Origin of the sequence: Streptomyces sp. yr375 (assembly GCF_900110755.1) — a bacterium.
GTDB lineage: Bacteria > Actinomycetota > Actinomycetes > Streptomycetales > Streptomycetaceae > Streptomyces.
The window spans coordinates 1-12,977 of record NZ_FOFF01000026.1 but is presented as its reverse complement, the minus strand read 5'-3'; the positions used below and the strand labels follow the sequence as shown (position 1 = coordinate 12,977).

General features: G+C 73.1%; 10 protein-coding genes and 1 pseudogene. 7 read left to right on the top strand and 4 right to left on the bottom strand.

What is annotated here, in order from left to right:
• Positions 1-4 precede the first annotated feature (4 nt).
• Positions 5-982 (bottom strand): SGNH/GDSL hydrolase family protein, encoded by a 978-nt coding sequence (locus BMZ82_RS24095; protein ID WP_177244635.1) that lies wholly within the window; start codon positions 980-982, stop codon positions 5-7.
• Positions 983-1,221: 239 nt separating this feature from the next.
• Between BMZ82_RS24095 and BMZ82_RS41985 the strand changes: the two are divergent.
• The 4 genes and pseudogenes from BMZ82_RS41985 to BMZ82_RS24080 all read left to right on the top strand — a co-directional run.
• Positions 1,222-1,890, top strand: a pseudogene (locus tag BMZ82_RS41985) (hypothetical protein); the annotation flags it as partial.
• A 337-nt stretch (positions 1,891-2,227) separates the two neighbouring features.
• Entirely contained in the window at positions 2,228-2,578 is a 351-nt protein-coding gene (locus BMZ82_RS24085; RefSeq protein ID WP_093779170.1) for a VOC family protein, read from the top strand.
• 134 nt (positions 2,579-2,712) lie between these two features.
• Entirely contained in the window at positions 2,713-2,847 is a 135-nt protein-coding gene (locus tag BMZ82_RS41980) for a hypothetical protein (RefSeq protein ID WP_256252073.1), read from the top strand.
• Between the two features lie 129 nt (positions 2,848-2,976).
• Positions 2,977-3,921 carry a hypothetical protein gene (locus BMZ82_RS24080; protein ID WP_093779168.1) on the top strand — a complete coding sequence of 315 codons (945 nt, stop codon included), beginning with the start codon at positions 2,977-2,979 and terminating at the stop codon, positions 3,919-3,921.
• A gap of 51 nt (positions 3,922-3,972) precedes the next feature.
• Here the strand turns inward: BMZ82_RS24080 and BMZ82_RS24075 are convergent, their stop codons facing one another.
• The 3 genes from BMZ82_RS24075 to BMZ82_RS24065 are packed head-to-tail and all read right to left on the bottom strand — an operon-like array spanning position 3,973 to position 5,944.
• Positions 3,973-4,281, bottom strand: coding sequence for an AzlD domain-containing protein (locus BMZ82_RS24075; protein ID WP_093779166.1), 309 nt, complete (start codon positions 4,279-4,281; stop codon positions 3,973-3,975).
• On the bottom strand, positions 4,278-5,027 hold the full coding sequence (locus BMZ82_RS24070) for an AzlC family ABC transporter permease (protein ID WP_093779164.1): 750 nt from the start codon (positions 5,025-5,027) through the stop codon (positions 4,278-4,280). The genes BMZ82_RS24075 and BMZ82_RS24070 overlap by 4 nt, the downstream gene beginning before the upstream one ends.
• A 50-nt stretch (positions 5,028-5,077) precedes the next feature.
• On the bottom strand, positions 5,078-5,944 hold the full coding sequence (locus tag BMZ82_RS24065) for an AraC family transcriptional regulator (RefSeq protein WP_093779162.1): 867 nt from the start codon (positions 5,942-5,944) through the stop codon (positions 5,078-5,080).
• A 120-nt stretch (positions 5,945-6,064) separates the two neighbouring features.
• Here BMZ82_RS24065 and BMZ82_RS24060 point away from each other — a divergent pair, with 120 nt between their 5' ends.
• Genes BMZ82_RS24060 through BMZ82_RS24050 form a run of 3 tightly spaced genes read left to right on the top strand, consistent with a single transcriptional unit; the run spans position 6,065 to position 12,719 of the window.
• Complete coding sequence (locus tag BMZ82_RS24060; RefSeq protein ID WP_093779160.1) at positions 6,065-11,008, top strand: ATP-dependent helicase; 4,944 nt, start codon at positions 6,065-6,067, stop codon at positions 11,006-11,008.
• A 50-nt stretch (positions 11,009-11,058) separates the two neighbouring features.
• A complete protein-coding gene (locus tag BMZ82_RS24055) occupies positions 11,059-11,901 on the top strand; it encodes an Fpg/Nei family DNA glycosylase (RefSeq protein ID WP_093779158.1) in 843 nt (280 codons plus the stop codon).
• A 53-nt stretch (positions 11,902-11,954) separates the two neighbouring features.
• On the top strand, positions 11,955-12,719 hold the full coding sequence (locus tag BMZ82_RS24050; RefSeq protein WP_093779156.1) for an SDR family NAD(P)-dependent oxidoreductase: 765 nt from the start codon (positions 11,955-11,957) through the stop codon (positions 12,717-12,719).
• The last annotated feature ends 258 nt before the right edge of the window (positions 12,720-12,977 follow it).

The following is a 12,977-nucleotide window of genomic DNA, read 5'->3' as shown; positions in this document are numbered from 1 at the left end:
CGGGTCAGCTCACGCCGATGGCGTTCAGCATGGCCGCGGCAACGTGGTTGGCGGCGTTCTGGTGGCCCCGGGCGTTGGGGTGCACGAAGGCCAACTGGTCAGGGAAGCGAGTGAAGATGCCTTCCACCCACTTGCCGGTGTCGCAGACGCTGTGGTTCTGGGAGGAGTCGTAGAGGTTGACGAAGCTGACGGGGGCGTGTGTGCCGGCTGACTTCTCGATGGCCTTGTTGAGGGGTTCCAGGACGTCGGTGCGCAGCCAGTCCAGGTCGCCCGGGGTGATCGAAGCGAACTGTTCCCAGTCGTTGTAGCGGCACTTGGAGGTGTCCTTGGGGACGACTGTGGGGTAGCCGACGGCCAGGATCTTCGCGTGCGGGGCCCGTTCGTGGAGCACGGTGAGCATCTCGTCGTAGTCCTTGCCCACCTTGGCCAGCCGGCCGGGGATGTCGTCGGCCAGGTCGTCCCGGCACGGGGTGCCCACGCCGCCGCTGCCGTCGCCGAGTTGTAGGCAGGTGACAAGGATGTCGGCGAAGCCGAGGGTGTTGCCGCCCGCCCCGACGGTGATCACGTCGGTGCCGGGGCCCACCGCCTCGGACTGGGGGGGCACCGGGGGGAAGGGGTAGTCCGGGTCCTCGGAGAAGGGCGGCAGGTGACGGCCGATCGGCTGCTGGGCGTTGAAGGTGATGTCGTTGATGGTGGCGGCGCCGCAGCTCACGTTCGTCAGCTCGATGAGGGAGCCGAGGTCGCGGTCGATGACCTGCGGGTAGGACTGGTCGGTGCGCTCGCAGCCGTCGCGGGGCACTTCGAAGACGTCGCCCGCGGCGGGGATGACCCCGGCGGTGTAGGAGTCGCCCAGGGCGACCCAGTCGTACGCGGCCGCTGCGGCGGCCGGGTGCGCCACGGCGGGCTGGGCGGGCGAGAGAGCGCCTGCGGTGAGAGCTGCGGCTGATCCCAGCAGGGCCAGACGAGTACGGAAGCGTGCCACGAATCCTCCAGGGATACGGCGTTGGCGTCGCTTTGACCATAAAAGGACCGTCACTATAAGCACTAGATCCAATACGGACAGTCATGTGACGGTGATGGAGTGCGCGTTGCGGAGGGACTGGTTCCGCGTGTCGATCGGCCTCGCCCGATACGCGTTCGACCCGGCACGGTACTTGCGCGATACGAGGAAGACCTTTGACCGACCGCGCGATCACAACCCGGCTCACAGACCCCCACCGGTTGGCTTGTTCTCGGTCTTCGGCAGCCGGGCTCGGCCAACGGCGGGATCGGAGCGAACCGTTGACGCCGGCCGATCCGGTCCGCGGGCGGCGATGGGCCAACCACCGGCGAACGTTTGAGGCGACTGCGTGGACGTAATGGACGTAGCCGTACCTGCTCTCCCTGGCGTGACCTGCCGAAGGAGCCGGGGCCGTTCCGGACCGCGCACACGCGGCTGTTGCGTCGGGCTGTCGATGGCACGCGCAAGCGGCTCTTCGCCGCGATGCCGGCCACGGAGGACGCGGAGAACGCGAAGGACGCCGAGGACGACATCGGCTGGACAGCCGCGGTGGACTCCACTGTGCTCCGGCCCACCAACACGCCGTCGGCGCCCGCAATGGGTGACGGCGGTCGGGGCGAGCCGTCCGACCACGCCATCGGCCGGTCGTGCGGCGGCCTGACCGCCAAGGCCCACCTGGCCAGTGACACCCGGGCTCGCCCACTGGCACTCGTCGTGACGGCCGGGCAGGCGAGGGACGCGCCCGCCCGGACCAGGTCCGCAACCGGCTACGGCGCGGCCCGCCCGGAGGCCGGCCGCCCGGCTTCGACTCGGAGGCCTACAAGGAGCGGAGCACGGTCGAGCGGTGCATCAGCCGCCTGAAGCCGTGGCGCGGCCTGGCCATGCGCACGCGACGTCGTCGACGCAGACCGCAGATTCACCCCATCGAGGCACCCCGCCCCCACGCACAAGCACCGGCCGGGAGCGAGCCTCTGCTTATGACACGGCACATCTGCGTATGGAAGTTCACCGGAATCTCCACGCCCCTACGCGGGAACTCACTCCGCAGCGGCCGCACTTCAGCAGGCGGCCGGTGCATTCCGTCGGCCGGCCATGGAAACGGATGTCCGCTGTCATGCAATTCAGTCGTCGTGTGTCGTCGAACGCAGCCGAAGGTCTTCTTGGACCTGAGCGTGCCAGGATGCCGGGGGCACGACCGCCAGCACGTCAACGGGGCAGGAGCCAGCCATGATCAGCGGTGCACATGTCATCCTCTACAGCCAGGACGCCGAGGCAGACCGCGCCTTTCTCCGTGACGTCCTCGGTTTTCCCGGCGTCGACGCGGGCGGCGGCTGGCTCATCTTCAAGCTGCCCCCGGCCGAGGTGGCCGTGCACCCGACCGACGGTCCGCCGCAGCATGAGTTCTTCCTGCTGTGCGACGACCTCGATGCCCAGCTCGGCGAGTTCCGCGCCCAGGGTGTCGAGATCACCCGCCCGGTCAGCGAGCAGCGCTGGGGCAGACTGACTGCGATCCGTCTCCCCAGCGGAGCCGAACTCCCGCTGTACGAACCGCTACACCCCATCGCCCACAGCCTGTGACCCCACAGCACTCAGCTCAATGACACCGGACAACGGAAGATCGCTGTCCCTTCGCAGTAAAGGCTGAGCGCACTCACCAAAGGCTGGGCTGGTGTGATCCCGTAATCAACTGTCCAAGATTTTTGCCGATCGGCATGCTCTACGGGAACGGGTTCATCATCGACCCCGCCGAGCGGGCAAATCCGGACACCGTCAACGGCTGGTCGCGTAGAGACTCACCCGACCGGTGGCAGACGGTCTCCTACCCGACCTCGGAGGTTGTGGGCTGAGGCCCCCGACAGTCTCCCGCCGCTGAGCACGTACGAAGACCGTCAACCGCATGACACCGGTATCCCCGCGCGGGGGTGCCCCTCGCCGGGACCGCCTGACGGGACCGCTTCGCGCCCTACGGTCTGACCATGGCCGAAACCGGAGCATCCCCACTCCCCCCGACGCCCCCGGCGCACTCCCCGCTCTTGCGCGCCGAGCACTTCGTCTGGCTCACCGCGCGCGTGCTGGAGCAGCGCCTCTTCGCGCACGACTTCCTCCACGGCGCCGCCGATCCCGTCGAGACCGCCCTCGACGCCTACCGCAACGAGGACGGCGGCTACGGCCACGCGCTCGAGCCCGATCTGCGCGGCCCCGTCAGCCAGCCCCTGCACACCGTGCGCGCACTGCGCGTCCTGGACGCCATCGGGCACCTCGGCGGCCGTCGCGTAGAACGGGTGTGCCGCTATCTCACCTCGGTCTCCACCGGCGACGGCGCGCTGCCGGCGATCCATCCCAGCCAGCGCGGGTACCCGGCGGCCCCCTTCATCCCGATCGTGGACGACCCACCCAGCGAACTCCTGTCCACCGGGCCCGTGGTGGGCCTGCTGCACCGCAACGAGGCGTGGCACGCCTGGCTGTTCAGGGCCACGGACTTCTGCTGGCAGGCGGTGGACTCCCTGGAGCGGTCCCATCCGTACGAGGTCGAGGCCGCGGTGGCCTTCCTGGACTCCGCCCCCGACCGCCCGCGCGCGGAGGCGGCCGCCGACCGGCTGGGCCGCCTGGTGCGCGCGCAGCGGCTCGCCGCGCTGGACCCGGACCACCTGGACGCGTACCCGGTCGCACCGGGCTACGCGCCCGGCGAGCACCACTTCCCGTACGACTTCGCGCGGACTCCGGGCTCTCTCGCGCGCGCGTGGTTCACCGACGACGAGATGGCGCGCTGTCTGGACCACCTCGCCGACGAGCAGCAGGAGGACGGCGGCTGGCCGATCCAGTGGCGTCACTGGGCGCCCGGTCCTGTCCTGGAAGCCCGCCCTATGGTGACGATCGAGGCGCTGCGCACCCTTAGGGCGTACGGCCGCGCCATCGGCTGACCCTCGTCGGCAGCGGCCTCCTTAGCTCCCCCGCCTCCGCCCCCCCCTGCCTCACCCGCCCAGGGCCCGCGCCCCCGCCGTCACCACCACGGCGGCCGCGACGACCAGCAGGAAGGGAGCCCGCAGCACGATGGCGACGAGGGCCGCGGTGAGCCCCGCGGCCCTCGCGTCCAGGACGAGCGCGTGCCCGTCCGCGAAGGTCTGCTGTGCCGTGAGGGCGGCGAGCAGGGCGACGGGGAGGAGGGCCGCGAACCGTCTGACAAGAGGCCGTTCGAGGAGGCCCGCGGGGACGAGCAGTCCGGCGAGTTTGACGGCGTAGCAGCCGAGAGCGGTCGCCCCGATCGCGATCCAGGTGTTCAACGCTCCCCCTCTCCCGCGCCGCCCGCGTCTCCCGAACGACCGTCGTCGCCCCGGCGGGCCGCGCGGCGGCCTTCGAGGTACAGGACGGCCGGCACGGCGAGCGCGGCCGCCAGAGCGGGCACTCCGGCGGGCAGGACGGGCAGCAGGCCGAGTCCCAGAAGCACCGCGAGCCCGGCGACGGCCCGCTCGGCGGCGGTCCTCAGCATGGGCGCGAGCAGCGCCAGGAAGACGGCGGGCCCGGCCGCGTCGAGCCCCCACGCGTCCGTGTCCCCGATGGCCTCGGCGCCCAGCGCACCGAGCAAGGTGGTGAGGTTCCACAGCACATAGAGGCTCACCCCGGTGACGGCGAAGCCGATCCGCGCGCCCCGCCGCCCGTGCTGGGCCAGCGCGACCGCCGCCGTCTCGTCGATCACCCCATGGGCGGCGAACGGGCGTACCGCGCGCGGGAGGGCCAGCGCCTGCGACAGCCGCAGTCCGTAGAAGGCGTTGCGCACCCCCAGGAAGAAGGCGCCCGCGGCGGCCGTCAGCGGATTGCCTCCCGCTGCCAGCGCCCCGACCAGCGCGAACTGGGACGCGCCGGTGAACACCAGGAGACTGAGCGCGCAGGTCTGCCACACCGAGAGCCCGCTGCCCGCCGAGGTCACCCCGAAGGCGAACCCGGAGAGCCCTACGGCGACCCCGACCCCGAGGGCGTCCCGTACGACGACGGCGTCCGGCTTTCCCCCACCGTCACCGTCGGACGCCATGCCGGTGAGTGCTGCCCGTTCCGCCCGCTCTACCCGTTCTGCCTGCTCTGTCACACCTGCGACGGTAGGAGCAGCGGCCCGCGCGCGTCTTGTACGTTCTTGCGCTCACGCTGGTAGGCCCCAGGGGGGACGCCGACGATCCGGGCGAAGTGGCGGTTGAGGTGCGGTTGGTCGGTGAAGCCCACCGCGACGGCCGCCTCGGCGGGTGCCGTCCCCGCATCCAGCAGCCGCCGCGCCCGCCGCACGCGGGCATCGGTCAGCCAGGCGTGGGGCGGCAGCCCGTACACGTCCCGGAAGGCGCGCAGCAGCGCGAACGAACCGGTGCCCAGATCCCCGGCCAGTTGCTCCAGCGTCGGCGGATCGGCCAGCCGCTCCTCCAGCACGGCACGCGCGCGTACGGCGATCCGCGCCCCGGCCGTGCGCACCTCGCGCTGCGGCAGCGGCCCGCCGTTGAGCCGCAGCAACCGTGTCACGGCCACCCGCAGCAGCGTGTCGGCGGCCAGCGCGTTGCCCTCCTCGGCGGCTCGGAGCACCTGGTGCACCAACCCGACGGCGTGCGGATCGTCGAGTACAGGACGGATGAACCCGGGGGTGCCGCGAAGGGTCGTCGTCTCGGCCGCGATCCCGGCCACCACCTCGGGCGACGGATATACGGCCCCGTACCGCCACCCCTCCGGCACCCCCGCCCGCCCCGTGTGCGGGGTGTCCGGGTTGACCAGCGCGAGCGCCCCGGCCCCCGCGTACTGGTCGGCCCCGTGATGGTGGAAGACCTCCACGCCCTCGGCGATGGCGGCGATCACGAAGTGCTCGTGGGTGTGCCGCACGAAGGTCTTGCGGACATACCGGGCGCGCAGCAGATCGACCCCGGGCAGCTCGGCATACCGCCAGTGCCGCGCCAGCTCACCCGAACCCGCCATACCTCCATTCTCCGCGACGGCCGGACCACCCGCCCGTCCCCAACCACCGGCACCCTCACCCACATATCCACATATCCACAGGTCAGAGCGATTGTCAGTGGTTGGGTGCAGGATGGACGCATGGTCAGTTCCGCACACCGAGCCCTCGACGGCTTCTCGCCCGCGACCCGCGGCTGGTTCACGGGGGCGTTCTCCGCGCCCACCGCGGCCCAGGCGGGCGCGTGGCAGGCCATCGGCGAGGGTGCGGACGTGCTGGTGGTCGCCCCGACCGGCTCCGGCAAGACCCTGGCCGCCTTCCTCGCCGCCCTGGACCAGCTCGCCTCGACACCCCCGCCCGCCGACCCGAAGAAACGCTGCCGCGTCCTATACGTCTCGCCTCTCAAGGCCCTCGCGGTCGACGTCCAGCGCAACCTGCGCAGCCCGCTGACCGGCATCCGCCAGGAGTCCGTCCGCCTCGGCCTGCCCGAACCGGAGGTCAAGGTCGGCATCCGGTCCGGCGACACCCCGCCCGCCGAGCGCCGCGCGCTGTCCACGCGCCCGCCGGACATCCTGATCACGACCCCCGAGTCCCTGTTCCTGATGCTGACGTCGGCCACCCGCGACGCCCTGACCGGCATCGAGACGGTCATTCTGGACGAGGTGCACGCGGTCGCCGGCACCAAGCGCGGCGCGCACCTCGCGCTCTCCCTGGAGCGGCTCGACGACCTGCTGCCGAGGCCGGCCCGCCGCATCGGCCTCTCGGCGACGGTCCGCCCGGTCGACGAGGTCGCCCGCTACCTCTCCCCACAGCGCAAGGTGGAGATCGTCCAGCCGAAGTCCGGCAAGGAGTTCGACCTCTCCGTCGTCGTCCCCGTGGAGGATCTGGGCGAGCTGGGCGGCTCCCCGGTCGCCGACGGCTCCGAGGGAGCGGAGCGCCCGTCGATCTGGCCGCACGTGGAGGAGCGCATCGCCGACCTCGTCCAAGCCCACCGCTCGACGATCGTCTTCGCCAACTCCCGCCGCCTGGCCGAGCGCCTGTGCAACCGGCTGAACGAGATCGCGTACGAGCGGGCCACCGGCGAGCCGCTGGGCGAGCACCACGCCCCCGCCGAGCTGATGGGCGGCTCGGGCGCGGCCCAGGGCGCCCCGCCCGTCATCGCGCGCGCCCACCACGGCTCGGTCTCCAAGGAGCAGCGCGCCCTGGTCGAGGAGGACCTCAAGGCGGGCCGCCTGCCCGCGGTGGTCGCCACCTCCAGCCTCGAACTGGGCATCGACATGGGCGCCGTCGACCTGGTGATCCAGGTCGAGTCCCCGCCCTCGGTGGCCTCCGGCCTGCAGCGCGTGGGCCGCGCGGGACACCAGGTGGGCGCGGTGTCCACGGGCGTCGTGTTCCCCAAGTACCGCGGCGACCTCGTCCAGGCCGCGGTGGTCACCGAGCGGATGCGCACCGGTTCGATCGAGTCCCTGAAGGTCCCCGCCAACCCGCTGGACGTGCTGGCCCAGCAGCTCGTCGCCATGACGGCGCTCGACACCTGGCAGGTGGACGACCTGCTGGCCACGGTCCGCCGGGCCGCCCCCTTCGCCGCCCTCCCCGAATCCGCGTTCACGGCCGTCCTGGACATGCTCGCGGGCCGCTACCCGTCCGACGCGTTCGCCGAGCTACGCCCGCGCGTGGTGTGGGACCGCGTCGCCGGCACGGTCACCGGCCGCCCCGGCGCCCAGCGCCTCGCCGTCACCTCCGGCGGCACGATCCCGGACCGCGGCCTCTTCGGCGTGTTCCTGGCGGGCGCCGACCCCAAGAAGGGCGGCGGCCGGGTCGGCGAACTCGACGAGGAGATGGTCTACGAGTCCCGCATCGGCGACGTCTTCACGCTGGGCACCAGCTCCTGGCGCATCGAGGACATCACCCGCGACCGCGTCCTGGTCTCCCCGGCCCCCGGCGTCCCGGGCCGCCTGCCCTTCTGGAAGGGCGACCAGTTGGGCCGCCCGCTCGAACTCGGCCGCGCGGTGGGCGCGTTCCTGCGCGAGGTCGGCTCCCTCCCCAAGGAGGACGCCCGGCTCCGCCTGCTCACCGCGGGCCTGGACGCGTGGGCCGCCGACAACGTGCTCTCCTACCTGGACGAACAGCGCCAGGCCTGCGGCCACATTCCGGACGACCGCACGATCGTCGTCGAGCGCTTCCGCGACGAACTGGGCGACTGGCGGGTCGTCGTCCACTCCCCCTTCGGCGCGCAGGTCCACGCCCCCTGGGCCCTCGCCCTGGGCGCCAGGCTCGCCGAGCGCTACGGCATGGACGCCCAGGTGATGCACGCCGACGACGGCATCGTCCTGCGGCTGCCCGACGCCGACCTCATGGGCCTGGACCTCCTCGACCGGGAGCCGATGAGGGCCGACGCCGCCTTCGGCACGGAGTACGACGCCGAACAGGCACCCGTCGGCGCGGCGGACGTCGTCTTCGACAAGGGCGAGGTCGACCGGATCGTCACCGACCAGGTCGGAGGCTCGGCGCTGTTCGCGGCGCGCTTCCGCGAGTGCGCCGCCCGCGCGCTGCTGCTGCCGCGCCGCAGCCCGGGCAAGCGCACCCCGCTGTGGCAGCAGCGCCAGCGCGCCGCCCAACTGCTCCAGGTGGCGAGCGAGTTCGGCTCCTTCCCGATCGTCCTGGAAGCGGTCCGCGAGTGCCTCCAGGACGTCTTCGACGTCCCCGGCCTCGTGGAGCTGATGGGCGACCTGGAGTCCCGCAAGGTGCGCCTGGTCGAGGTCTCCACCCCGGAACCGTCCCCCTTCGCCCGCTCCCTCCTCTTCGGCTACGTCGCCCAGTTCCTCTACGAGGGGGACTCCCCGCTCGCCGAGCGCCGCGCCGCCGCCCTCTCCCTGGACTCCCGTCTCCTGGCCGAACTGCTCGGCCAGGCGGAGCTGCGCGAACTGCTCGACGCCGAGGTCCTCACCACACTCGAACGAGAACTCCAGTGGCTCACCGAGGACCGCCGCGCGAAGGACACCGAAAGCGTCGCGGACCTCCTGCGCCTCCTCGGCCCGCTCACCGACGCCGAGCTGGCCGAGCGCGGCGCCGCACCGCACTGGGCACCGGAGCTGGCCGCCGCCCGCCGCGCGATCCGGGTCCGCATCGCGGGCGCCGACCACTGGGCCGCGGTCGAGGACGCGGGCCGGCTGCGCGACGCGCTCGGCACGGCACTGCCCGTAGGAGTGCCGGAAGCCTTCACGGAGCCGGTCAAGGACCCCCTCGGCGACCTCCTCGCCCGCCACGCCCGCACCCACGGCCCCTTCACCTCCACCACCGCCGCCGCCCGCTTCGGCCTCGGCGTGGCGGTGACCGAGGGCGCCCTGCAGCGGCTCGCGGCGGGCGGGCGCGTCGTCCAGGGCGAGTTCCACCCGGCCGGCATCGGCCAGGAGTGGTGCGACGCGACGGTCCTGCGCAGGCTGCGCCGCCGCTCCCTGGCCGCCCTGCGACACGAAGTGGAACCGGTCCCGCCGCCCGCGCTCGCCCAGTTCCTGCCCCAGTGGCAGCACATCGGCAAGGGCCACTCCCTGCGCGGCGTCGACGGACTGGTGCGCGCCGTCGAGCAGCTCCAGGGCGCGTCGGTGCCCGCCTCGGCCCTGGAGAAACTCGTCCTGCCCTCCCGCGTACGGGACTACACCCCGGCGCTGCTCGACGAACTCACCGCGGCCGGAGAGGTCGTCTGGGCCGGCGCGGGCGCCCTCCCCGGCAAGGACGGCTGGGTCTCCCTGTACGTGGCGGACGCCGCGCCCCTGCTGCTGCCCCCGCCCCACCCCCTGGAGCCGACGGCGCTGCACCAGTGCGTCCTGGACGCCCTCTCCGGGGGCTACGGCCTGTTCTTCCGCCAGATCGCCGACCAGGTCCGCGCCACCACGCACCCCGACGCCACCGACCCCCAACTCGCCGACGCCGTCTGGGACCTGGCCTGGTCCGGCCGGCTCACCAACGACACGCTCGCCCCCATGCGCTCCCTGCTGGGCTCGGGCCGCACCGCCGGCTCCACGGCCCACCGCGCCAGGCGCACGGTCCCGCGCGGCCGCTACGGCTCGCTGACGGCCGCGGCGCGCCCCGCCTCCCGCAGCGGCCCCCCGACCGTCGCCGGCCGCTGGTCCCTGCTCCCCGCCCACGAACCCGACCCCACCGTCCGCGCCCACGCCCTGGCCCGCACGCTCCTCGACCGGCACGGTGTGGTGACCCGGGGCGCGGTCGCGGCCGAGGGCGTCGAGGGCGGCTTCTCGGCGACGTACCGCATCCTGTCCGTCTTCGAGGAGAGCGGTCAGGCCCGTCGCGGGTACGTCGTCGAGGGCCTCGGCGCCGCACAGTTCGCCATGGACGGCGCGGTGGACCGCCTACGCGCGGTGGCCAACGCCCGAGACCGAGGCGAGCCCCTGCCCACCGGCCCGAACACCGCACCGGGCGCACCGGGCGCACCAGGCGACGTCACCTTCCCCTTCCCCGACGGCGACCCATCCGGCAACGCTTCCGGCGACGCATGGGACCTCCCCGACCTCGACACCGCCTTCTCGTCCTCGTCCCCCTTCGACACCCCGAGCTTCCCGAACGGCCCAGGCTTCCCCAGCCACCCCAACCTCAACCCCAACCGCATCCACGCCCAAGGCCGCAACCGCAACGGCAGCGCCTCCTACGCCTCCCCCGCCTCCTCTCCCGCCTCCTCCCGCGCCGTCGTCCTCGCCGCCGCCGACCCGGCGAACGCGTACGGTGCCGCCCTGGGCTGGCCGGAGCCGCCCAGCGGCGCCGGGCACAAGCCGGGCCGTAAGGCCGGCTCCCTGGTCGTCCTCGTCGACGGCGAGCTGACGCTCTACATGGAGCGCGGCGGCAAGACCCTGCTGGCCTGGCCCGCCACCCCGGACACCGAGGACGCACCCACCGACGACCCACGCCTGCACACCGCCGCGCAGGCCCTCGCCGAGGCCGCGCGCGCGGGCTCCCTCGGCACGGTCACGGTGGAGCGCGTCAACGGCGTCTCGGCCCTCACCTCCCCCATCGGCACCCTCCTGGAAGGAGCGGGCTTCATCGCGACCCCACGAGGCCTACGCCTCCGCGCATGACGACAACCACCCACCCCACCGCCCACCACCCCCCGTGCCACCCTTGACCCATGCCCGAAGGTGACACGGTCTGGCAGGCCGCGAGGCGACTGGACGACGCCCTCGCCGGCAAGGTGCTGACCCGCTCGGACCTCCGGGTCCCGAAGTACGCGACCGCCGACCTCACCGGCCGCACCGTCCTGGACGTCACCCCGCGCGGCAAACACCTCCTCACCCGTATCGAAGGCGGCCTCACACTCCACTCGCACCTGCGGATGGACGGCTCCTGGCAGGTGTACGCCGCCGACCAGCGCTGGACCGGCGGCCCGGCGCACCAGATCCGGGTGATCCTCGCCACCCACGACCGCACCGCCGTCGGTTACCGCCTCCCCGTCCTCGACCTGCTGCGCACCGCAGACGAACAGCGCGCCGTCGGCCACCTCGGCCCCGACCTGCTGGGCCCCGACTGGAACCCCGAGCAAGCCCTAGCCAACCTCCTCACGGACCCCGCCCGCCCCCTCGGCGAGGCCCTCCTCGACCAGCGCAACCTCGCCGGCATCGGCAACATCTACAAGAGCGAACTCTGCTTCCTCCTCGGCGCCACCCCATGGCTCCCCATCGGCGCACTCCCTGCCGACCGCGCGGCGAAACTGCCCGCCCTCGCGAAGCGCCTGCTGGAGTCCAACCGCGACCGCCCGGTCCGCAGCACGACGGGCCGCCGCGGCCAGGACCTCTTCGTGTACGGCCGCGCACCCCGCCCCTGTCTGCGCTGCGGGACGCAGGTCCGCGCGGCCGACCAGGGCGACGGCTCCCGCGAGCGCCCGACCTACTGGTGCCCCGCCTGCCAGACGGGCCCCGCCCCCGCTCCGGGCTCCCCACCGACGCGGCGCGTCCGCCCGCGCACCCCCCGTTGACGTCGACGCCCAGCCAATTGACGGACCGTCAGAAACCCTCGTACCGTCCCTCCATGGCCGTGAAGGCGTACGACCTCACCGGACGCACCGCATTCGTCACCGGCGCCGCGAGCGGCATCGGCCGCGCCTGTGCCGTACTGCTCGCGCAGGCAGGGGCCACCGTGCACGGCGCGGACCGCGACGCGCAGGGGCTGCACGAGACGGCGACTCTGATCAAGGACCAGGGCGGCACCGCCCGCACCCACCACCTCGACGTCACCGACCACGGCCAGGTCCGGCGGGCCGTCGCGTCCTGCGAGCGGCTGGACGTCATGGCGGCGGTCGCGGGCATCATGCACAGCAGCCCGGTCCTGGAGACCCGCGACGAGGATCTGGACCGGGTCCTGGCCGTCAACTTCAAGGGCGTCCTGTACGCCTGCCAGGAGGCGGCCCGCCTGATGCTGGCGCGCGACAACGGCGGCAGCATCATCACCATGGCCTCGGGCGCCGTGGACATCGGCGGCCCCGGGCTGCTCTGCTACGGCGCCGCCAAGGCGGCCGTGGTCCAGTTGACGAAGACGCTCGCGACCGAGGTCGGCCGGTACGGCATCCGCGTCAACGCCGTCGCCCCGGGCTGGATCCGCACCCCGATGACCGACCGCCACGACGCCGGCGCGCAGGCGCACACCGAGGCGCGCATGTCCCGCCTGTCGCCGCTGGGCCGAGTCGGCGAACCGGAGGACATCGCCCACACCGTCCTCCACCTGGCCTCGGACGCCTCAGCCTTCACCACAGGCCAGATCCTCCGCCCAAACGGCGGCACAACAATGCCGTGGTAACCAAAACTCCGCCCGCCCCCTCCCCTCAGCTCACCCCGGCCACAATTCCCAGCCGACCCCCGCCCCTTCCCCCAGTTCACCCCGGCCCCCAATTCCCGGCCGCCCCCGCCCCTTCCCTCACCCCACCCCAGCCCCATCCCCGAGCCGACCTCCACCCCTTCCCCGAGCCCACCTCAGCCCCAATTCCCAGCCAGCCTCCACCCACTGCCCCCGGCTCACCCCAGCCCCAAATTCCCCGCCACCCCCGCCCCTTCCCTC

What these genes read in the sequence shown, in the direction of transcription:
- BMZ82_RS24065 (WP_093779162.1), bottom strand. Translation starts at nt 5,944, where the DNA reads ATGGCGGGTTCGGGTGAGCTGGCGCGGCACTGGCGGTATGCCGAGCTG.
- BMZ82_RS24050 (WP_093779156.1), top strand. Translation starts at nt 11,955, where the DNA reads ATGGCCGTGAAGGCGTACGACCTCACCGGACGCACCGCATTCGTCACC.
- BMZ82_RS24055 (WP_093779158.1), top strand. Translation starts at nt 11,059, where the DNA reads ATGCCCGAAGGTGACACGGTCTGGCAGGCCGCGAGGCGACTGGACGAC.
- BMZ82_RS24070 (WP_093779164.1), bottom strand. Translation starts at nt 5,027, where the DNA reads ATGGCGTCCGACGGTGACGGTGGGGGAAAGCCGGACGCCGTCGTCGTA.
- BMZ82_RS24060 (WP_093779160.1), top strand. Translation starts at nt 6,065, where the DNA reads ATGGTCAGTTCCGCACACCGAGCCCTCGACGGCTTCTCGCCCGCGACC.
- BMZ82_RS24080 (WP_093779168.1), top strand. Translation starts at nt 2,977, where the DNA reads ATGGCCGAAACCGGAGCATCCCCACTCCCCCCGACGCCCCCGGCGCAC.
- BMZ82_RS41980 (WP_256252073.1), top strand. Translation starts at nt 2,713, where the DNA reads ATGCTCTACGGGAACGGGTTCATCATCGACCCCGCCGAGCGGGCAAAT.
- BMZ82_RS24085 (WP_093779170.1), top strand. Translation starts at nt 2,228, where the DNA reads ATGATCAGCGGTGCACATGTCATCCTCTACAGCCAGGACGCCGAGGCA.